Origin of the sequence: Loigolactobacillus bifermentans DSM 20003 (assembly GCF_001434575.1) — a bacterium.
GTDB lineage: Bacteria > Bacillota > Bacilli > Lactobacillales > Lactobacillaceae > Loigolactobacillus > Loigolactobacillus bifermentans.
Window position 1 is genome coordinate 1 of record NZ_AZDA01000003.1, and the last position, 19,079, is coordinate 19,079.

21 protein-coding genes are annotated in these 19,079 nt (G+C 45.2%); 3 read left to right on the forward strand and 18 right to left on the reverse strand.

The window, feature by feature from the left end; all coding sequences use genetic code 11:
* Window positions 1-59 precede the first annotated feature (59 nt).
* Window positions 60-518, forward strand: coding sequence for a universal stress protein (locus FC07_RS00525; RefSeq protein WP_057903181.1), 459 nt, complete (start codon window positions 60-62; stop codon window positions 516-518).
* A 125-nt stretch (window positions 519-643) separates the two neighbouring features.
* Entirely contained in the window at window positions 644-829 is a 186-nt protein-coding gene (gene rpmB / locus FC07_RS00530; protein ID WP_057903182.1) for a 50S ribosomal protein L28, read from the forward strand.
* Between the two features lie 47 nt (window positions 830-876).
* Here the strand turns inward: rpmB and FC07_RS00535 are convergent, their stop codons facing one another.
* The 13 genes from FC07_RS00535 to FC07_RS00595 all read right to left on the reverse strand — a co-directional run bounded on the left by FC07_RS00535 (window position 877) and on the right by FC07_RS00595 (window position 14,358).
* Window positions 877-1,539 (reverse strand): thiamine diphosphokinase, encoded by a 663-nt coding sequence (locus tag FC07_RS00535; protein ID WP_057903183.1) that lies wholly within the window; start codon window positions 1,537-1,539, stop codon window positions 877-879.
* The gene (gene rpe, locus FC07_RS00540) at window positions 1,526-2,191 is read right to left on the reverse strand and encodes a ribulose-phosphate 3-epimerase (protein WP_057903184.1); all 666 of its coding nucleotides are present in this window, start codon (window positions 2,189-2,191) and stop codon (window positions 1,526-1,528) included. The genes FC07_RS00535 and rpe overlap by 14 nt, the downstream gene beginning before the upstream one ends.
* Window positions 2,188-3,093: a ribosome small subunit-dependent GTPase A gene (gene rsgA, locus FC07_RS00545; protein WP_057903185.1), complete on the reverse strand. Its 906-nt coding sequence runs from the start codon at window positions 3,091-3,093 to the stop codon at window positions 2,188-2,190. Before rsgA ends, rpe begins: the two co-directional genes overlap by 4 nt.
* A 41-nt stretch (window positions 3,094-3,134) precedes the next feature.
* Window positions 3,135-4,838, reverse strand: coding sequence for a Stk1 family PASTA domain-containing Ser/Thr kinase (pknB, locus tag FC07_RS00550; RefSeq protein ID WP_057903186.1), 1,704 nt, complete (start codon window positions 4,836-4,838; stop codon window positions 3,135-3,137).
* Window positions 4,835-5,584 (reverse strand): Stp1/IreP family PP2C-type Ser/Thr phosphatase, encoded by a 750-nt coding sequence (locus FC07_RS00555; RefSeq protein ID WP_057903187.1) that lies wholly within the window; start codon window positions 5,582-5,584, stop codon window positions 4,835-4,837. The genes pknB and FC07_RS00555 overlap by 4 nt, the downstream gene beginning before the upstream one ends.
* 5 nt (window positions 5,585-5,589) lie before the next feature.
* Window positions 5,590-6,942 (reverse strand): 16S rRNA (cytosine(967)-C(5))-methyltransferase RsmB, encoded by a 1,353-nt coding sequence (rsmB, locus tag FC07_RS00560; protein WP_057903188.1) that lies wholly within the window; start codon window positions 6,940-6,942, stop codon window positions 5,590-5,592.
* Window positions 6,932-7,882: a methionyl-tRNA formyltransferase gene (fmt, locus tag FC07_RS00565; RefSeq protein WP_057903189.1), complete on the reverse strand. Its 951-nt coding sequence runs from the start codon at window positions 7,880-7,882 to the stop codon at window positions 6,932-6,934. The genes rsmB and fmt overlap by 11 nt, the downstream gene beginning before the upstream one ends.
* Window positions 7,883-7,909: 27 nt before the next feature.
* Complete coding sequence (priA, locus tag FC07_RS00570) at window positions 7,910-10,324, reverse strand: primosomal protein N' (protein ID WP_057903190.1); 2,415 nt, start codon at window positions 10,322-10,324, stop codon at window positions 7,910-7,912.
* A gap of 28 nt (window positions 10,325-10,352) precedes the next feature.
* The gene (gene coaBC, locus FC07_RS00575) at window positions 10,353-11,564 is read right to left on the reverse strand and encodes a bifunctional phosphopantothenoylcysteine decarboxylase/phosphopantothenate--cysteine ligase CoaBC (RefSeq protein ID WP_057903191.1); all 1,212 of its coding nucleotides are present in this window, start codon (window positions 11,562-11,564) and stop codon (window positions 10,353-10,355) included.
* 214 nt (window positions 11,565-11,778) lie between these two features.
* Window positions 11,779-12,033 (reverse strand): DNA-directed RNA polymerase subunit omega, encoded by a 255-nt coding sequence (rpoZ, locus tag FC07_RS00580; protein ID WP_057903192.1) that lies wholly within the window; start codon window positions 12,031-12,033, stop codon window positions 11,779-11,781.
* A complete protein-coding gene (gene gmk, locus FC07_RS00585; RefSeq protein ID WP_057903193.1) occupies window positions 12,033-12,650 on the reverse strand; it encodes a guanylate kinase in 618 nt (205 codons plus the stop codon). Before gmk ends, rpoZ begins: the two co-directional genes overlap by 1 nt.
* Window positions 12,651-12,719: 69 nt before the next feature.
* On the reverse strand, window positions 12,720-12,944 hold the full coding sequence (locus FC07_RS00590; protein ID WP_057903194.1) for a YdbC family protein: 225 nt from the start codon (window positions 12,942-12,944) through the stop codon (window positions 12,720-12,722).
* Between the two features lies 1 nt (window position 12,945).
* Window positions 12,946-14,358, reverse strand: a complete 1,413-nt coding sequence (locus FC07_RS00595) for a patatin-like phospholipase family protein (protein ID WP_057903195.1) — start codon at window positions 14,356-14,358, stop codon at window positions 12,946-12,948.
* 83 nt (window positions 14,359-14,441) lie between these two features.
* On the opposite strand from FC07_RS00595, the gene FC07_RS00600 reads away from it, so the two are divergent.
* Window positions 14,442-14,780, forward strand: coding sequence for a hypothetical protein (locus tag FC07_RS00600; RefSeq protein ID WP_057903196.1), 339 nt, complete (start codon window positions 14,442-14,444; stop codon window positions 14,778-14,780).
* A 35-nt stretch (window positions 14,781-14,815) separates the two neighbouring features.
* Here FC07_RS00600 and recN read toward each other — a convergent pair whose 3' ends face one another.
* The 5 genes from recN to FC07_RS00625 all read right to left on the reverse strand — a co-directional run bounded on the left by recN (window position 14,816) and on the right by FC07_RS00625 (window position 19,078).
* Window positions 14,816-16,534 (reverse strand): DNA repair protein RecN, encoded by a 1,719-nt coding sequence (gene recN / locus FC07_RS00605; protein WP_057903197.1) that lies wholly within the window; start codon window positions 16,532-16,534, stop codon window positions 14,816-14,818.
* Window positions 16,535-16,578: 44 nt separating this feature from the next.
* A complete protein-coding gene (gene argR / locus FC07_RS00610; RefSeq protein ID WP_057903198.1) occupies window positions 16,579-17,034 on the reverse strand; it encodes an arginine repressor in 456 nt (151 codons plus the stop codon).
* A gap of 71 nt (window positions 17,035-17,105) precedes the next feature.
* On the reverse strand, window positions 17,106-17,951 hold the full coding sequence (locus tag FC07_RS00615; protein WP_191981075.1) for a TlyA family RNA methyltransferase: 846 nt from the start codon (window positions 17,949-17,951) through the stop codon (window positions 17,106-17,108).
* 4 nt (window positions 17,952-17,955) lie between these two features.
* Window positions 17,956-18,837, reverse strand: a complete 882-nt coding sequence (locus tag FC07_RS00620; RefSeq protein ID WP_057903200.1) for a polyprenyl synthetase family protein — start codon at window positions 18,835-18,837, stop codon at window positions 17,956-17,958.
* Window positions 18,827-19,078 carry an exodeoxyribonuclease VII small subunit gene (locus FC07_RS00625; RefSeq protein ID WP_057903201.1) on the reverse strand — a complete coding sequence of 84 codons (252 nt, stop codon included), beginning with the start codon at window positions 19,076-19,078 and terminating at the stop codon, window positions 18,827-18,829. Before FC07_RS00625 ends, FC07_RS00620 begins: the two co-directional genes overlap by 11 nt.
* Between the last annotated feature and the right edge of the window lies 1 nt (window position 19,079).

Here is a 19,079-nt window from a genome sequence, read left to right on the forward strand (position 1 = left end):
CTCCGAAATTAGATTTTGCGATAGCAAAATAGACCTTAGAGAACCTAGGAGGTGCCGTTATGCTTGAAAAAAAACGTCAAATTTTAGTTGCCGTTGATGGCTCACCGCAGGCGCAACGCGCGTTTGTAAAAGGCGTCCAAATCGCACGTCAAAGTCAAGGGCAATTACATTTACTCGCCGTACTTGATATTTGGAACCGCGATTATCAATATGACTTTCATCACGATCAAAATCGCGATGATTTTACCACGCAACTGGTTCAGCGAACTGAAAAACAGTTACAACAATTACAAGCTGATGCCCATGATCTGGGGTTAGCTGATTGCGCTTATCACATTCGCTTTGGCAATCCCCGAACGGTGATCGCCCATGATTTTGTGCAAGATCATCAAATCGATTTAATTCTGGTCGGCGCCACTGGAAAAGGTGCTGTGACACGGATGCTGATTGGCTCCACTGCAAATTACATCACGCGTGCCGCGCCTTGTGACGTTTTAGTGGTGCATTCAGCCCTTTAAAAAAGACTGTCAAGCAAAATTACTTGAAAGAATTCTATTGCATTCCGGCAGGCTTTATGCTAAATTTATTCAAGTAAGTGTTTCTTAAGGTGACATTTAAAAGTAATGGCAAGGGAGGCATTTTCGTGGCTAAAGATTATTTAACTGGTCAAGGCACAACTTTTGGTAACAAGCGTTCACACGCCTTGAACCACAGTCGTCGTAGCTGGAAAGCCAACTTACAAAAAGTTCGGATCTTAGTTGACGGCAAACCAAAACGCGTTTGGGTATCCGCACGGACTTTAAAATCCGGTAAAGTTACACGCGTTTAAAACACGAAATAAAAAAAGAGCTAAGCAAAATTTGCTTAGCTCTTTTTTTAGGCGTTTAAATCACAACTTTGAATCACTGCAACCACCCCACTGTTAAAGGAGAACGTCGCACTTTTTTTAGTAAATTGATTACTCGCATACATAATCGGTGCCGCATAATCTTGCAACCATAAATGGTACTTGGTATCGTACAACGTTAGCTTTTCAACCGCTGTCATTGGTGCAAAGCCCACATAGTGCATGCCAGGTGCCTGAACAATCGTGTGCGTCCCAGGTAAATACAGTTGCAACAAGTTTTGTTGATCGACAATTTGGATGCGCGGCACAAATGGCCGAAAATCAGCACGCAATAACATAAAAAGATTATCTAAGAAATGATCCAACCGACCACCTGTTGCACCGTAAATCACGACTTGTGTCGCATGATAGTGATTTAAGGCTAAATGTAACGCTAATTCTGTATCCGTTTCATCTTTATCGGCTACCGCCCATTGCATGTCAGGTACTTGTTGTGCAACCGTCTGCCGCTCCACTGCAGTTAGCGAGTCAAAGTCACCAATCGCGGCTAACGGCTGTAAACCTAATTTTAATAACCATAATGCCCCACGATCAGCCGCTAACCACTGCCCTGGAATCGTTGCTGGGTGTTCTTTTAAAACTGTAGGCCAAAACTGCTTTGGCCCACCCACTAAAATATTAATGCGCGTCATGTTTTGTCACCAAATGGCGCAACGTGGCTAGCTGACGGGCCGGCTCCCCAGCAAAGGTGTAAGAACCTGCCACAAAAACATTGGCCCCTGCTTGTGCACAAGCTGTCGCTGTTTGTTCATTGACGCCACCATCTACTTCAATATTAAAATGGTAATTTTCATTAGTTTGCCGTAATTGATCTAAGCGCTTGACCTTGGTCAACATATCTGGCAAGAAGCTTTGGCCGCCAAAGCCCGGGTTGACGGTCATTACCAGTACTTGATCCACCATTGGCAACACATTTTTAATCGCCTCAAGTGGCGTGCCTGGGTTTAACACAACACCTGCTTGTATGTTAGCCGCCTTAATTTGCTGGATCACACGATAAATATGTGGTGTGCTTTCAACGTGCACTGTTAAAATGTCGGCACCTGCTTTGGCAAAATCAGCAACATAACGTTCTGGTTCAACGATCATCAAATGACAATCCAACGTTAATTTGGTGATTGGCCGTAACGCTGCCACCATCCCGGGGCCAAACGTAATGTTAGGTACAAACTGACCATCCATAATATCAACGTGTAAATAGTCAGCGCCTGCTTGCTCAACCATCTTAACATCATGTTCCAAATTCATAAAATCTGCACTTAAAATTGATGGTGCTAATTTCATTTCGACCGTCCCTCTTTCATATAAACTGGTTTTTCAGCTTTTTTCTCAGTTCGGAATTGTAAATAGTTCTCATAACGACTGGCTAACAGCTCACCCGCTGTTACGGCTGCCTTAACCGCACAACCTGGCTCATGATCATGTTGGCACCCACGATATTTACATTGATCCGCCAACGCCACAAAATCTGGAAAAAGATTGCCTAGGGTATTCAAATCAAGATCCGTTAACGCCAATGACGAAAAGCCCGGTGTATCGGCCACTAAACCATCTGCTAACGGCCACAACTCAACGTGACGTGTGGTATGCTTCCCACGAGAAAGGCTTTCCGATACAGCCGCTGTTTGTAACTGTAGTTCTGGTGCAATATGGTTGATCAAAGTAGATTTGCCTGCCCCAGATTGACCGGTTAATACCGTTAGGCGGTCCTTAAAATGACGGATCAACGCAGCAATATTATCCGCTTGGTAAGGATCAGGTGCCATAAAAACAGGATAACCGATTTTTTGATAATAAGCCAAAGTTGTGGTTAACTTGGCCAATGCCGCTTCATCCAACAAATCTGTTTTCGTTAAATAAATCAACGGTTGAATTTCTTTTGCCTCTAAGATCACCAAAAAACGATCCAATAAGTTACTATTAAAATCCGGTTTTACTGCTGATGTCACCACCACGGCTTGATCAACATTGGCGACTGGTGGCCGCTTTAACTGATTGTGCCGTTTTTGAATCGCTAAAATATAACCATCCGTTGGACTGGTGCTTGAAAACTCCACCCGATCACCAACCAAAGGTGCTAAGCGTCGTTTTCGAAAATTTCCGCGTGCGCGCGTTTGATAAAGCGCGTCACCAGATTTCACATAATAAAAACCACTTAATGCTTTTCTAATTTGGCCAATTGCCACAAGCTAACCCACTTTCTAAGTCTATTCCAATGTTCTAATGCTTAATTATCGCCGATTGCCCCTTTGGAGATCGTTACCGTCACCTGATCTCCTGGTTGGACGTAACTACCAGCAGTCGGTTTTTGCGACATTACCGATCCAGACCGAACGGTATCCGAATAATCGCTTTTAAGCGTCAATTTCAACCCGGTACTATTGGTATATTCGCTGACACTGGCTTGTGACCAGTTGATCATGTTGCGGAAACTAAAGGCATTTGCCCCTGCACCGACTTCTAATTTTAACGTTGTTTGACGCGGAATCACTTCAATCCCTGCTGCCAGACTTTGACGGACGATCTGATTACGGGTTGCGGTGTCCGACATGATCAATTTTCGTTTAACCGTAAACCCTTGCTGTCGTAATTGCTGTGCCACAGCTGTGTAATCCTGGCCCTGATAATCTTTCAGTTTGTACGTGGCTTGTCCTGAGCTCACCACCACCGCAACAGACTGTTGTTTTTTGATTTTTTGACCGGACGTTGGTGTCGAACGGATCACTTTGCCCTTCGCCACAGTGGCACTACTTTTACGGGTTACTTTTCCCAGCTTCAACTGTTGCTGTCGCAGCTGCTTCTGGGCTTGATGGGTGGTTAAATGGCTTAGGCGAGGCACCGTTACCGGCTGTTGTGTTTGCCAAAAAGCAAAGCCGCCACCACCAATTGCCACAACCAACCCCACCGCCAGTACGATCAACAGCCAAGGGGAATGGCGGTGATCTTTTTGTTGCTGTAAGGCTTGATCAGGCTTAATTTCTGGCATCACCGCTGTTTGAGACGTTGCTGTCACTGCTGGTTGTGACGTTTCTGGTGGCTTGATCGGCGCAATGATCTTTGTTTCTTCATCGTCTACTTGCGGACGATATTTCGTTTCACCGACCCGTTCTGGCTGCAAAACAGTTCGCAGATCAGTGGCCATTTCTGCCACAGAACGATAGCGGTCGATTGGTGCTTTAGCTGTCGCTTTTAGCACCACGTTTTCCAAGGCCTGGGGGATCTTAGGGTCGATTTTGCGAACCGAAGGAATATCACTTTGAAAATGTTTTAAGGCAATGCTTACCGCTGTTTCACCTTCAAAGGGCACTTTGCTGGTCAACATTTCATATAAAATAATTCCCAACGCATAAATATCAGACTGCTTCGTCGCCACACTGCCCCGCGCCTGTTCAGGTGACAAATAATGAACTGACCCTAACAATGAATTGGTTTGCGTCAGTGAATTTTCAGACAAAGCAACTGCAATGCCGAAATCCGTAATTTTAATGTGTCCTGATTCATTGACTAAAATATTCTGTGGTTTCAAATCACGATGAATAATGCCATGGGCGTGGGCCTGATTCACAGCCGACAAAATCTCATTCATAATATTGATCACGCTTTGGTAAGGCATCGGATAGTGGGCTGCAATGTATTGCTTCAGGTCCATCCCTTTCACATATTCCATTGCAATGTACTGGATACCATGATCCTCACCTACATCGTAAACCGCCACAATATGCGGGTGGACGAGTTCAGTTGATGCCAACTCTTCTCGTTGAAAGCGCCGCATCGTAGCCGGATCATGCTGTAAGTCTAACCGCAAAATTTTGATGGCAACATCACGGTCTAAAATCAAGTCGTGCGCTAAATAGACGTTGGCCATCCCACCTTCGCCAATTGAGCGCATAATGCGATAGCGGCCATCTAATTTATAACCGATTTCCATCATTTTGCGGCCACCTCACGATCTTCATATAATAGTAGTGCCGTAATATTATCCAAGCCACCGGCCGTATTGGCCATTTGAATCAAATGCTCACACTTACCCGCCAAACTCAGTTGCTGATTGTTGAGAATCGTTGCAATTTCAGTATCGGACACCATATTCGTCAAGCCATCTGTGCACAGCAAAATATAATCCCCATATTGTGAACGGCGCACGGTTACATCGGCATTCGCCTCCGCAGAAACCCCAAGTGTACGGGTGATCACATTTTTCTGGGGATGATGCCGGGCATCTTCAGGACTTAACGCGCCTTGCTTGACCAGTTCATTGACCAATGAATGGTCTTCCGTTAATTGTGTTAGCACTTGCTGCCGCATTAAATAGGCCCGACTATCCCCAATGTTGGCAATAATAAACTCATTTTGAAAATAGATCACCGCCACAAATGTGGTCCCCATTCCGGATAGATCCGGATATTGTTTCGACTTTTTCAAAATGTGTTGATTTTCTTTTTGTAATTCTGTCACCAACCAAGAAATAATCGGTTCAACTTTTTCAAAATTGGTATGCTCAAAATCATGGCCAATGTGTAAGACGGCCATTGCCGACGCAACATCGCCACCTAAGTGCCCGCCCATCCCATCTGCAACAATGGCAAACCGCACCCCTGCTGCATTTTGATAGATGCCCACATAATCTTCATTTTTTGGACGGCGTTGACCGACGTTAGTCCGATACGCAAACTTCATGACTGTTACCCCATTTTTCGTTGCAAACAACAAATAAAGAAACCATCTGTGCCATAATCATCCGGATATAACCGTAAGTATGGTGCGGTTGGCACCTTTAAAGGTTGCTTGGTTTTCACTGTAATCGTTGTAAATTCTGGATGCTGTGCTAAAAATTGTGCCACCACATCCTTATTTTCCTCATCCACAATGGTACACGTACTATAAGTTAAAATGCCCCCAGGCTTCACCTTGCTGGCCACGCTATTTAAAAGCGTCAATTGCACTTTGGCCAAATTTAAAATATCTGCTGGTTGCCGTGCATAACGAATCTCCGGTTTACGTCGTAACAACCCTAAGCCAGAACAAGGCGCATCCACCAGCACCCGATCAAATTGACCGTCTGCAAAAACAGTGGCTACCTGTCGTGCATCTAAGGCCTGCGCCTGAACGACATCCGAAACACCTAAACGTTTGGCATTTTGCCGAATCAACTTCACCTTATGTGGGTGCAGATCCAGCGCCACGACTTGACCCCCAGCAGCCGCTGACAAATAAGTGGCAATATGCGTGGTTTTTCCACCCGGTGCGGCACAAGCATCTAACACCTGAGTAGCTGGTTGTAGCTGTAAACTTGGCGCCACTAACATCGAACTTTCATCTTGAATGGTATATTGACCAGCCGCAAATGCAGGGGTTCCTGCCAAGAAACCGTTACTGGCCACCAAAGCGTCAGGTGTTAATTGGCTGGCTTCAACATCAATTCCTTGTTGCTTTAAATTATCGGCTAACTGTGGCACCGTTGTCAATCGCTGATTCACACGAATTGAAGCCCGTGGTGGTTCATTGATAGCCGTTAGTAAATGACGCGTTTTGGTTTCGCCTAGCTGTTGCAATAATTTTGTTACCAGCCATTCTGGCACACTGGCGGTTAAGCTTAATTGTTTTGCCAGCGGTTGAACTTGCGTGAGGTCCGCCACGCCAACCCGCTGAATTTGTCGTAAAATAGCGGTGACTAAGCCAGCGACCCCACGATTACCACGTTTTTTGGCAATTTCAGTGGTTTCAAAGAAAATTGCCCGCGCCGGTACACGATCTAAGTATTCCAATTGATACAATGCGGTTTGTAACAAAAGGCGCACCCAATGTTCCATTTTTTTCGGTTTTTTAATAAAAGGTGTTAACCAATAGTCCAGGGTCAATTGATGTTGCATGGTGCCATAAACAATATTGGTCAACAGCCCTGCATCTCGTGGTGCAAGTGATGCTTGCTTTAATAATTGATCAAGTGCGACATTTAAATAACTGCCTTGATCGGTTACCCGTTCCAGTAGCGTTACAGCCAGTGCCCTTGGATTTGTACTCTGCTTATTGCCCATCAAATAATAATTGTCCTTCCTTTAAAGCGTGACCCATCCCATTCAGGTAAGCCGTGATCGTCATCCGTGCCTTGCCAGCAGGCTGTAATTCATCAATTGCAAAAATCGTACCATCACCTGCTGCTACCTGCAAGACGTGCTTACCACGCACCACAATGGTCCCTGGTGTCGCCGTTGTCGTCCCTGCTACCGGTGTAACAGCCCACAATTTTACCCGTTGCCCTTGATGCTTAACGTAAGCGCCTGGTAATGGCCGCAATGCCCGCACCTTTTGATCAATTGCAACCGCAGTGGTATTCAGATTGATCACTTCTTCATCGGGTTTAATATTTGCTGAAAAAGTCACTTGTGCTGGATCCTGAGGTTGTGGCGTGATTTCACCTGCTAATAACCGCGGCAGGGTTGCCACCAACAATTCCTCACCAACTTTGCTTAACCGATCAAATAAGGTGCCATTGTCATCCGTTGGTGTAATTGCAAGGGTTTGTTGCGCTAAAATATCGCCTGCATCCATTTTCTTCACCATTTCCATAATGGTGACACCTGTTTCAGCATCACCATTTAAAATGGCGTATTGAATCGGCGCACCACCACGATACTTCGGCAACAATGAGGCGTGGACGTTTAAGGCCCATTTTTGCGCTGCAGCTAACACATTTGTAGGTAAGAATTGGCCAAATGCAGCTGTGATCAATAAATCCGGTTTTAACGCGATGATCTCATCTGCTTCTGGACTACCACTTAATTTTTCAGGCTGTAAAACCTTTAAGTTGTGGGCCAATGCCACTGCTTTAACTGGTGAAGGCGTTAAGCGGTGCTTCCGGCCAACTGGTCGGTCGGGTTGGGTCACAACCGCTAAAACGTCATAACCTTCCTTTAATAAACGTTCTAAAATTGGTGCCGAAAAGGCAGGTGTTCCCATAAATATAACTGATGTCATGTCATCACTACTTTCTTCAATTAAGGCTTAAATAAAATTCAACGGTTCGCGGTCGATCATCACTTGAACGGCCTTGCTACCGCTAGCCTGATTTTGTTGCAAAATCGCTGTTAAGGTTTGCATTAACCGTGGTTCATGACGATATTTAATGACCAACTGATAATAATACCGCCGTTTCATGCGGGCAATCGCACGCGGCGTCGGGCCTAACATAATCGCCTGATCCGACAAAACTGGTTTCAACGTTTGCTGCAGTTCAAAGATTTTTTTAGCCGCTACTGTTTCGTCTTCATCACTGGTGGTGAGCTTAATGGTGAAGTAATATGGCGGGTACTGACCTTGGTGGCGCAACGTCATTTCACGCCGATAAAAACCTTCATAATCATGTTGTCGGGCCAACCGAATGGCATAATGTTCCGGATTATAAGTTTGAATGATCACTTCACCAGGCTTATCCGCCCGGCCCGCCCGACCAGAGACCTGGGTTAACAATTGAAAAGTCCGCTCACTGGCGCGAAAATCAGGCAAGCCCAAGGACGTATCGGCGTTTAGAACCCCAACCAGCGTAACGTCTGGAAAATCTAATCCTTTGGCAATCATTTGTGTGCCCAATAAAATATCACCTTCATGGCGGCCAAATGCTGACAACAAGCGTTCATGCGCGCCTTTTCGCCGGGTCGTGTCAACATCCATCCGAATCACACGAGCTTCTGGTAAGCACTGCTGTAATTCAGCTTCAACTTTTTCTGTTCCGGTGCCATAATACCGAATTTTACGTTGATGACAATTGGGGCAAATTTTAGGAATCGCTTCTTCATGACCACAATAATGACATTTCATCGAGTGTGTCGCCATATGCAACGTTAACGAAATATCACAGTTTGGACACTTCAAAACAAAACCACAATCTCGACACATAACAAAGGCCGAAAAGCCGCGGCGATTCAGCAACAACACACTTTGTTCATGATGAATGACCCGCTGCCGCAATGCCGCCAATAACGGTGCCGAAAAATTGCTTTCTTGTGTCTTTTTTAATTCTTGCTTCATATCGATCACCGTTACAGGTGGCAATGGACGCTGATTGGCCCGTTGCGTCAACCGAATCAATTGATAAACCTTTTTTTGTGCCCGGGCCCGTGACTCCAGTGATGGTGTCGCACTGCCTAAAATCAAGGGGCAGTGATGATAAGCACTCCGCCACTGGGCAACATCCCGTGCATGATACCGGGGCATTTCATCTTGTTTATAGCTACTTTCATGCTCTTCATCCATAATAATCAGGCCAATATGGTGTAACGGGGCAAAAATCGCCGACCGTGCGCCGACAACCACATCTGCTTCTTGACGTTCGATGCGTTGCCATTCGTCGTACTTTTCACCATTCGATAAACCGCTGTGCAAAATCGCCACTTTACTGCCAAAACGCCCTTTGACCCGTTTCACCATTTGCGGTGTCAGGGCAATTTCTGGTACTAACATTAAAGCCGTTTGCTGTTGTTGCAAAACAGCTGCAATCGACTGTAAGTAAACCTCTGTTTTACCACTACCTGTGACCCCTTCAATCAGAAAAGTACGATTTTCATGCGCTTGGGCTGCGACTAAAATTTGTTGAACCGCCGTTTGCTGTTCCGATGTTAACGTTAAGGGCTGCGTTCGCGTAATCTGTTCACCGGCAGTGGGATCGCGATATTCTGCAATGGTCGTCGCCGTTAGCCAACCCTTTTCAATCGCTGCATTTACCACGGCACGAGATACACCGGCCTGCTGGGCTACAGCTGTGATTGGTTGTGGAAGCGTTGGCCGTTGGTCGAGCAAATAAGCTAATAATTGTTGTTGCTTTTTAGCCCGCCCCCCTAATTGTGCCGGTAATGTAGCAAGTTGTGCATATGATTGCGCCAGTTGTACCCCTTGCACCGTTTTCGCATGGTCGCGTTGTTTCACTTGATATTGGATCTGAATGGCCTGTTGCCGTTGTAATTGCCCCAATTGATGCTGCTGCTCTGGGGTTTTAAAATGCTCATACGGCAAGACTGTGGCCTGTTGAAAAACTTGTTGCGCCAACGGGTTTTCAGGTGCCACCAGTACCACATTTTTACTGTAACTGGCCCGCATTAAGCTGGGTAACATGGTTTGAAAACAACTGATTTGAAACGCAAAGGTCGTATCGGATAACCATTGTCCTAACGCCAACAACTCAGGATTCAACACCGGGGTGAGATCCGTTAACCGTAATAAGGTCTTCAGTTTGCCTTGATAATCAGCTTGATCGAAAACAGCCACAATAAATCCTTGGACAGCCCGATTTCCTTTTCCAAATGGGACGACAACCCGCATGCCAGGCATAACTTGATCTTGTAACGCTGGCGGAACGGCGTAATCATACGGCCGATTCGTTTGCAGCGTCGGAACATCAACAATCACTTTAACGAATTCAGCCATTTTAATTCCTACTTTCTCAATGATTCATTTAAGCATTAAAGCGCATTTGCCGAATAATTTCCATAATTTGTTGGGCGATCACGGTTTTACTCGCTAATGGCAATTTTAAAGGCGCTTCTTGTGGCCGCAAAATTGTCACTGCATTGGTATCATAGTCAAAGCCAACATTTGCAGCCGCCACATCATTGGCAATCAGCATATCAGCCTGTTTACGTGCTAATTTTTGAGCCGCATTATCTAATAAATGTTGGGTTTCAGCCGCAAAACCAATCACCAGCTGGTGCTGTTTCGTTTGACCTAATTGCGCCAAAATATCCGGTGTTTCAGTTAAAGTCAATACCAGTTCTTGATGACCTGCCTGTTTTTTAATTTTTTCAGTGGCCGGTTGCACCGGACGATAATCCGAAATCGCAGCTGCCATGATCACCACATCACTGGCTTGAAACCGATCAAAAACTTGTTGCGCCATTTCCTCCGCAGAAGGGGCTTGAACGACCGTCATCCCAAATGGGTTCGGTAAATCAGAGGCTGTGATCAAGGTCACTTTGGCGCCAAGATCACGTGCTGCCACCGCCAAAGCGTAGCCCATTTTACCGGATGATTTATTGGTAATATAGCGGACTGGATCAATTTTTTCCTGTGTCCCCCCTGCAGTGATCACAAATTGTTTGCCTGCAAACGGCAAATTCGGTGCTTGTTGAAGCAAAGCCACTTCCACAAAGTCCGCAATCGTTTCAGGCTCTGGCAACCGGCCCTTTCCTTCATAACCTTCTGCTAAAAAGCCTGTTTCAGGGTCGATCAAGGTCACGCCGTCTGCTTGCAACTGCTTTAAATTGCGCTGAACGGCTGCACTGGCAAGCATATGATTATTCATAGCAGGTGCCACAAATTTCGGTGCTGTGGTCGCCAACAATGCCGTGGTGACAAAATCATCAGTAATGCCATTGGCCATTTTACCAATAACATCCGCTGTTGCAGGTGCCACAATAGCAAGATCACTCCAATCGGCAAGGTCAATGTGTGCCACGTGTTCAGCATCAAATTGTTTAAAGCGGTCTGTATAAACGTCATGTTTGCTGAGTGTTTGAAAGGTTAAGGGTGTCACAAATGCGGTTGCCCCTTGTGTTAACGCCACACGAACCTCCGCCCCACGTTTGATCAACGTGCGTACCAAAGTTGCAGCCTTATAAACAGCAATGCCGCCACTCACATAAAGTGCAATATGCTTTCCCGTTAACAAAAAAACGTCCCCCTTGAGACAAAAATCATGTCATTTTTGATTTAATTTTGTTCAAAAAATAAAGTTATCTTCTCTATTTTATCAAAAAAAACCAGGCCTGTCTGTTATCTCGCCATTGTTTCCACATTCAGTATGGCTGGCTATTTAAGCCGCTACAACAACCTGACTGATCGCGTTAAAAAAAGCCAGGTTTCCCTGACTTTTCAAATCACACTTATTCTTCGTGTTTGTTTTCAGCATCGATTGCTTCGGCTTCACGTTCGGTCATTAAGGATGTTGGATCAATGACCACATCACCCTCAGCAATTTCCTCTAAGGCTTCACCGACGGTTTGTGATGATTTATAGTCGGATAACATTTTTAAAGCACCGGCTTCGATCTCATGAGCCCGCTTAGCTGACAAAACAGCCAGTGAATAACGCGAGTCAACTTTGTCTAATAACTTATCAATTGATGGGTATAAAATCATTAAGCTTGCACTCCAATCATTTTTTCATACTGTGACATCACCCGTTGAACGCGTAAATGTTCGCTTTCAATAATGTTTTGAATGCGTTCAACTGCTAATGGCACCTTATCGTTTACAACAGCATAATCATAATTCTGCATCATTTTAATTTCTTCACGTGCTTGAACCAAACGTTTATCGATCACGCTACTGGCCTCAGAGCCACGCCCCTCTAGCCGTTGACGCAATGCCCCTAAATCAGGCGGGGTTAAGAAAATGAAAACACCATTCGGACATTTTTCGCGAACTTGCATCGCACCATTGACTTCAATTTCAAGAAAAACATCTTTGCCAGAATCCAGTGTTTGATTCACATACTTCAAAGGGGTGCCATAATAGTTGTCAACGTACTGCGCGTATTCTAACATGCCCCCTGTTTTAATTTCATGTTCAAACTCGTCACGGGTTCTAAAATAATAATCCACACCATCAACCTCACCAGGCCGTGGTTTCCGAGTCGTCATTGAAATTGAATAAACAAAGTCCCGTTCTTCATTTGCAAACATGGCTTTCCGAACGGTTCCTTTACCGACACCAGATGGCCCTGAAAGCACAATTAACATTCCACGCGTTGTCATTCACTAAATTCTCCCTTTTACGTATAGATATTACGCTATATTTTGCACTTTTTTTCTGACTTTTTCAAGTCAGTTTGTCTGCATTTTAATCAAGGTCTCACGTAACTGATCTAATTCGTCATTTGAAAGGGTAATGCCCTTCCCCATTTTCGCGTGGTCTGGGGCCCAATCGCGTAGATCAAATTTAGGTGCTCGGCCGTTCCAGCTCACCAAGTTCAACTCTTTCGTCCAACCACTTTTGTTTGTGCTTAATACACCGATGGTCTCAACAATGTCAAATTGTAATGCTGCCATTTTAAATCCCCCCTGTTTCATCATCATACCAGCGTAATGCAAGTTGCGTTAACGCATCTGATCGTTGCCGTAATTGTTTGAATCGTCGCGGCTGTTGCTGAACCGCTTGTAGCAAGGTTTGCGGTGTGTATGCTTGCGTTGGCGTCACCTGGACGGCATGCGCCAAATATTCTAAAATACCAATCAACTGACCCGTAGGTGTTAACTGCCGAACGCGACAAAATCGGCACAACTGACGATACCAACGCTGATTTGACGTTTGCTGGCGCTGAAGCCGCCACGTTTGTTGCCAAGTGATAGGTATTGGCCTCGTCCAAGTGTACCAGTAGCCAAACCAATCCGACCGCAATGCACGCTGCATTTCTAACGCGCCTAATTTTAAATTAACAGCCGCCTGTGTTGCTTGATATTGCGTAAAACCACCTAACGACCAGCGCGATCGTAACCGCAACAAATGTTGGCCTGGTTGGACCCGATAGGCTGGCACCGGGCCCAGGCCCTGACAATCAATGGCAATCAACTGGCGCCCACGTAGCTGTGTTGCCAGTCGAATCGCCAAATCATTGCGGACGCCGCCATCTAAATAAGTGACGCCTGCAATTTTTGTCGGTGTCATGACAGGAAAAAAGCTCGCGGACGCCTGCAACCATTTGGGATTAGCTGGGTCATCAAGCCGTAACAAGTGCGTGACCGAGCGCAAGCCGGCAAATCGGGTGGCTGTCACGGCAACCGCTGTGGTGCGTTGCTGGTAGCGTTTAGGCTGCCAGTACTGCTGAATAAGCTGTGCCAAAGGGGCCGTATCATACGGAAAATAGCGTGGCTGTGGTCGTGTTTGCTGTGCCGGTAGCGTCACAATATTGTGCCAACTCATCTGTTGCCAAAGGACTTGCGCTTGTTGCGAACTCGTGGTTAAATATAACACGCTGTTCAATGCACCGACTGAACTTCCAATGATCAGATCTGGTTGCCACCCTGTTGCGCGTAAAACCTGTAAGGCGCCCCACTGATAACTGCCATGTGCACCACCACCGCCTAAAATCAAAATCTTTTGACGGTAGCAGCAATACCGATAGCGGTAGCCTGCTGCCAATTTTGTTTCACTAAATTTAAAAGAAGTTAAGCTAAAAACGCGCTGTTTGGTCTCAAATTCGATATACTTAAAGTGACCTTTTAAAAGTGTTGCTTGCATTTTAGGCCATGCATGTCGCCAAACTAGTTGCGAAAGACCTTGGTATTGGCCTAGCCAGCACACTTGAAACGTATGTCCCTGGACTTGCCCTGCCACTAACAACCGTGGTGTCGGGCCAGCGCCCCACCCAAAATATTGCAAGGGTTGTGTGTGACGCTTAACCGGCATGATCTGATATTGGTTGCGCCAATGAGCTGGTAGCTGAAAAAGTTGTTTAAATGGCATGGCAATTCTCCCATCACTGGACTTGCATTTTGAAACAAACGTTCGTATAATAAAATAGCAAACAAACGTTCGGAGGCGACATTATGGAATTAAAACGGCATTCAAATCAAATCATTTATCATATCAATCGACCGACATTAGCAACTGTCACAACGCCGGTCACTGTTGCCTCTGAACCGCAACAGTTGACCGTTCAGCCACAGATGCCCGGCTTTCAAATTGACTACTATTTAGAACAAGCGATTGACCGTCACTTTTTAGTCACCGTTCAATTTAACGACTTTGATCACGGAGGACACAACAAGTTGACTGGCTTTTTTGAACGTCATGGTCAAACCGTGATCTTTAAAGCGCAAAAAAGTCATTTGATCCACTTAGTCATGGATCAAGCCATTCGCTATATTCAGCGGGTGGCTGCGTAAAGGCTGTGAAGTTCATCACAGTCTTTTTTGTTGCGCTATTTTGATGACGGCTGTTTAGCAGCCAACCGTTTTTTCTCAGATTTTGCTAAAACTAATAATTCATGGGCATGCTCACGGGTTAACTTTGTGACGGTCGTCCCGGATAGCATCCGTGCCAATTCATCAATTCGTTCAGGTGTTTTCAAGACTTTCAAGCTGGTTCGAGTGCGCTGTTGGACCACTTGTTTCTGAATAAAGAAATGATGGTCACTCATGGCAGCAACCTGTGGTAAATGGGTAATACAGAGTACTTGTGAAAAACGGGCAATGCCACTGATCTTATCTGCAATCGCTTGGGCAACACGCCCACTGACACCGGTATCTACTTCATCAAAAATAATGCTGGTAATGCCTTGACTGCGCATAAAAATCGTTTTAAGTGCCAACATGATCCGAGACAGCTCGCCACCAGAAGCCGTTTTCGCCAGCGGTTTGGCGGTTTCCCCTGGGTTGGTTTGAATGTAAAATTCGACTTCATCCAAACCGGTTTCAAAAAAATGGGGTGTGCCTGTGGTTTTAAAATGAACACTAAAAACCGTTTTCGCCATGTATAAATCTTTTAATTGCTGATGGATGGCCTGGACCAGCTGTTGCGCAGCTGTCTGGCGCTTTTGTGATAGTTTTTGGCCGCTGGTTAACGCCTGCTCACGGGCCGCTGCCACTTGATCAGCTAAATCTGCGGCGTTACTTTCCGTATTTTCCATTTCAGTCAATTCTCGTTTGATTTTTTGACCATATGCTAAAATTTGCGCTTCACTATCGCCATATTTACGTTGCAATTGGTGAATCATTTCCAAGCGCTTTTCAATCTCATCTAACCGGTTTTCATCCCACTCCAACAGATCGGCCTGCTGTAAAATATCCGATGCTGCATCCTGTAACGTATAGTACGCTGACTGAACACTTTCTGACAATGTGCGATACGCCGGTGCTAGATCTGCAATTTGTTGCAATTCGTTCATCGCCCGCCCGATTTGGTCCAAAGGTGCGGTTTCGCCTTCACTGATTGCGGCATAGCTGGTCGCCAAAGCTTGATTGATCCGTTGAAAATTACTAAGCTGTAATTTTTCTTCGGTTAATTGATGGACTTCATCTGGCTGAAGCTGGGCTGTTTCAATTTCCTTAACTTGAAAACGCAACATATCTAAGCGCTGGGCCCATTCTTTTTCATTTGCCAAACGTTTTTCATAAGTTTGGTGCAGCTTTTTATAGTGCTGATACGCTGTTTGGTACTGTGTGCGTAAGGGCACGATCTCATGATGCGCAAACTCATCTAATAAAGCCAAATGCTTTTCGGGATGCATTAATTCTTGGTGCTCATTTTGACCGTGAATATCCACGATCGTCTCCCCAATTTCTTTTAAGGTCAGCGTATTGACCAACTGACCATTGACCCGACAAACATTGCGACCATTACGATGAAGCTCACGTTGTAATAAAACATCTTGATCGGCATAAGCGATGCCATATTGATCTAACAACGCAAAAGTTGGTGCAGCGGCTGGCAAATGAAATTGGCCTTGTAAAACAGCTTTGCTGGCACCTGTTCGAATAAATTCTTGCGAACCACGACCGCCAGCCAACAAACCGACTGCATCAATAATAATCGATTTACCTGCGCCAGTTTCACCAGTTAAAACGGTCATTCCGGCTTCAAATTCAACATTTAAATCCTCAATAATCGCAAAATCATGAATTGCCAACTCTTGTAACAAAGTCCTGCCTCATTTCTCTTATGTTTATCATCGAAAAAGCCTGCTTAATCGTTAAGCAGGCTCGTCATTTTTTCATAAACGGTTTGCGCATCCGCCGGTGACTTCGCAATCATCAAAACGGTATCATCGCCACCGATTGTGCCAAATAAACCGGTCAAATTCAGTTGATCGACTAATGTGGCAATCGCTTGACCATTACCAGGAAGCGCCTTTAAGACAATAAAATAATCTTGAATGGCAATCGAAACATACGCATCATAAAGGGTGCGTTTTAATTTCTTTTCTGTATCGAGTTTCTTTTTAACCGGTAAACTATAACGATAACCACCACTTGGGGCTGGTACCTTGATCAGTTGCATATCTTTAATGTCGCGTGAAATTGTCGCCTGCGTCACAGGGACATTTTGTTCAGCGAGTAAGGTCACAAAATCCTCTTGTTTTTGAATATCGTGTTCAGTTAACAATTGACGGATCAACTGTTGTCGTTCTGACTTACGCATCCCAGCCACCTCTTCAACGTCTCTTTAAAAACTATGATAGCGTATTTTTAAGTGAAGTTAAAGTCAGAACTTTAAGCTTTGGCACTATTTAGCGATTGATAGGCCTTCGTCAAGGTGTCTTCAATGGACACAGTAGGGGCAATAGCCCCTACTTCAGTGGTGGCTAACTGCAAATGGGTAATAAACTCAATATTCCCCTCACCACCGTGTTCGCCACCTTTGATCGGTGAAAAATCAAGGTCTAACACGTTGTAATGGTGTTGACTGGCAAACGTTAAAATCTTGTCGAGCACGGCAACGTGTACTTTGCGATCTCGCACAATACCACCTTTTCCGACATTTGCGGGACCCGCTTCAAATTGCGGCTTGATCAGCGCCACCACATCGCCACCTGACGCTAAAATGGTCGCCAAGTTAGGCAAAATTAATTCTAATGAAATAAATGACACATCAATTGTTGCAAAATCTGGTTGTCCAGCGGTGAAATCAGCTAATTTTGAATACCGAAAATTAGTTTGTTCCATGACGATCACCCGTGGGTCCTCACGTAATTTCCAAACCAATTGGTTCGTGCCAACATCTAAAGCATAACTTTTAGTGGCCCCATTTTGTAAAACAACGTCCGTAAAACCACCAGTAGAAGACCCAATATCCAACACCGTTTTAGCCGTAACATCTAGTTTAAAAACTTTTAAAGCCTTTGCTAACTTCAGACCACCACGACTCACATAAGGCAGATGCTTTCCCTTTAAATGGAACAACGTATCCGCCGGCACTTTACTACCTGGCTTGTCATAACGTTGATCTTTTTCATCATAAACTTCACCGGCCATCACTGAACGCTTTGCCTGTTCTCTAGAATCAAATAGGCCTTGTTGCGTTAATAAAACATCAATTCGTTCTTTCTTCACGCGCATATCCTCATTTTTCTAACCAATCAATAAAATCGTTTAATAATGTTGTATCCGTGCCAACGACCAATTGGCCTAAAGCCTGACGCGCACCGGCTAACGCATCAGTCAGCGCCTGACGCGCACCTTCTAAGCCTAATAAGCCTGGATACGTATTTTTCTCAGCCGCTTGATCTTGATGCGCTGGCTTACCCAGTTCGGCGGTTGTGGCAGTCACATCTAAAATATCATCGCGAATTTGAAACGCCAACCCAAATTGCGTCGCAAACGTGGTCAACGCCGCAGTACGTTGTTCATTGACCGCCGCAACCTTAGCCCCCATTAAGACACTGGCTTTGATCAAAGCCCCTGTTTTACGCCGATGAAGGTCTTGCAGTTCAGGTAATGACAATGTTTTGCCTTGGTTCAACATGTCTAATGACTGGCCGGCAACCATGCCCATTGGTCCAGCTTGAACAGCCAAGGTTTGGACCAAATCAATTCGGGTTTCAGCTGGCAACTGGCTTTCTGCAAGCCACTGAAAGGCCAGTGTCAGTAACCCATCACCAGCTAAAATTGCTTGTGCTTCACCGAACTTTTTATGATTCGTTGGCAACCCACGCCGCAAATCATCGTTATCCATTGCCGGTAAATCATCATGGATCAATGAATACGTGTGCAAGAGTTCAATCGCTGCAGCAGCTGGTAACGCCTGTGGGATAGCTTGCGGCTTAAAAGTTTGGACGACCGCTAACATTAATAATGGTCGTAGCCGCTTGCCACCTGCCATCACAGAATAGGTCATGGCTGCTGGTAAAACAGCTGTATCTGTGGTGCGCTTTAAACGCATTTGTAAAAAACTATCCAAGGCAGGGACCATTTCGGCACGTAATTGCGCTAATTTAGTTGTCATGATTTGCGCCAGCCTTATCGTCAGATTCAAACGGTTGCACTTGGCCTTGATCATCCATCATTTTGGCAAGGGTGGTCTCTGCTTTGCTTAAGGTTCCCTGTAATTTTTGACTTAATTTAACACCTTTTTGAAATTCTGCTAAAGCGGCTTCTAACGGGACATCCCCTTGTTCAAGATCGGTGACGATTTGCGTTAACTGCGCTAAATTTTCTTCAAAAGTTGGTTCAGCTTGTGCTGCCATA

What these genes read in the sequence shown, in the direction of transcription:
- FC07_RS00525 (WP_057903181.1), top strand. Translation starts at nt 60, where the DNA reads ATGCTTGAAAAAAAACGTCAAATTTTAGTTGCCGTTGATGGCTCACCG.
- FC07_RS00535 (WP_057903183.1), bottom strand. Translation starts at nt 1,539, where the DNA reads ATGACGCGCATTAATATTTTAGTGGGTGGGCCAAAGCAGTTTTGGCCT.
- rpe (WP_057903184.1), bottom strand. Translation starts at nt 2,191, where the DNA reads ATGAAATTAGCACCATCAATTTTAAGTGCAGATTTTATGAATTTGGAA.
- pknB (WP_057903186.1), bottom strand. Translation starts at nt 4,838, where the DNA reads ATGATGGAAATCGGTTATAAATTAGATGGCCGCTATCGCATTATGCGC.
- FC07_RS00555 (WP_057903187.1), bottom strand. Translation starts at nt 5,584, where the DNA reads ATGAAGTTTGCGTATCGGACTAACGTCGGTCAACGCCGTCCAAAAAAT.
- rsmB (WP_057903188.1), bottom strand. Translation starts at nt 6,942, where the DNA reads ATGGGCAATAAGCAGAGTACAAATCCAAGGGCACTGGCTGTAACGCTA.
- fmt (WP_057903189.1), bottom strand. Translation starts at nt 7,882, where the DNA reads ATGACATCAGTTATATTTATGGGAACACCTGCCTTTTCGGCACCAATT.
- priA (WP_057903190.1), bottom strand. Translation starts at nt 10,324, where the DNA reads ATGGCTGAATTCGTTAAAGTGATTGTTGATGTTCCGACGCTGCAAACG.
- rpoZ (WP_057903192.1), bottom strand. Translation starts at nt 12,033, where the DNA reads ATGATTTTATACCCATCAATTGATAAGTTATTAGACAAAGTTGACTCG.
- gmk (WP_057903193.1), bottom strand. Translation starts at nt 12,650, where the DNA reads ATGACAACGCGTGGAATGTTAATTGTGCTTTCAGGGCCATCTGGTGTC.
- FC07_RS00590 (WP_057903194.1), bottom strand. Translation starts at nt 12,944, where the DNA reads ATGGCAGCATTACAATTTGACATTGTTGAGACCATCGGTGTATTAAGC.
- FC07_RS00595 (WP_057903195.1), bottom strand. Translation starts at nt 14,358, where the DNA reads ATGCCATTTAAACAACTTTTTCAGCTACCAGCTCATTGGCGCAACCAA.
- FC07_RS00600 (WP_057903196.1), top strand. Translation starts at nt 14,442, where the DNA reads ATGGAATTAAAACGGCATTCAAATCAAATCATTTATCATATCAATCGA.
- argR (WP_057903198.1), bottom strand. Translation starts at nt 17,034, where the DNA reads ATGCGTAAGTCAGAACGACAACAGTTGATCCGTCAATTGTTAACTGAA.
- FC07_RS00615 (WP_191981075.1), bottom strand. Translation starts at nt 17,951, where the DNA reads ATGCGCGTGAAGAAAGAACGAATTGATGTTTTATTAACGCAACAAGGC.
- FC07_RS00620 (WP_057903200.1), bottom strand. Translation starts at nt 18,837, where the DNA reads ATGACAACTAAATTAGCGCAATTACGTGCCGAAATGGTCCCTGCCTTG.
- FC07_RS00625 (WP_057903201.1), bottom strand. Translation starts at nt 19,078, where the DNA reads ATGGCAGCACAAGCTGAACCAACTTTTGAAGAAAATTTAGCGCAGTTA.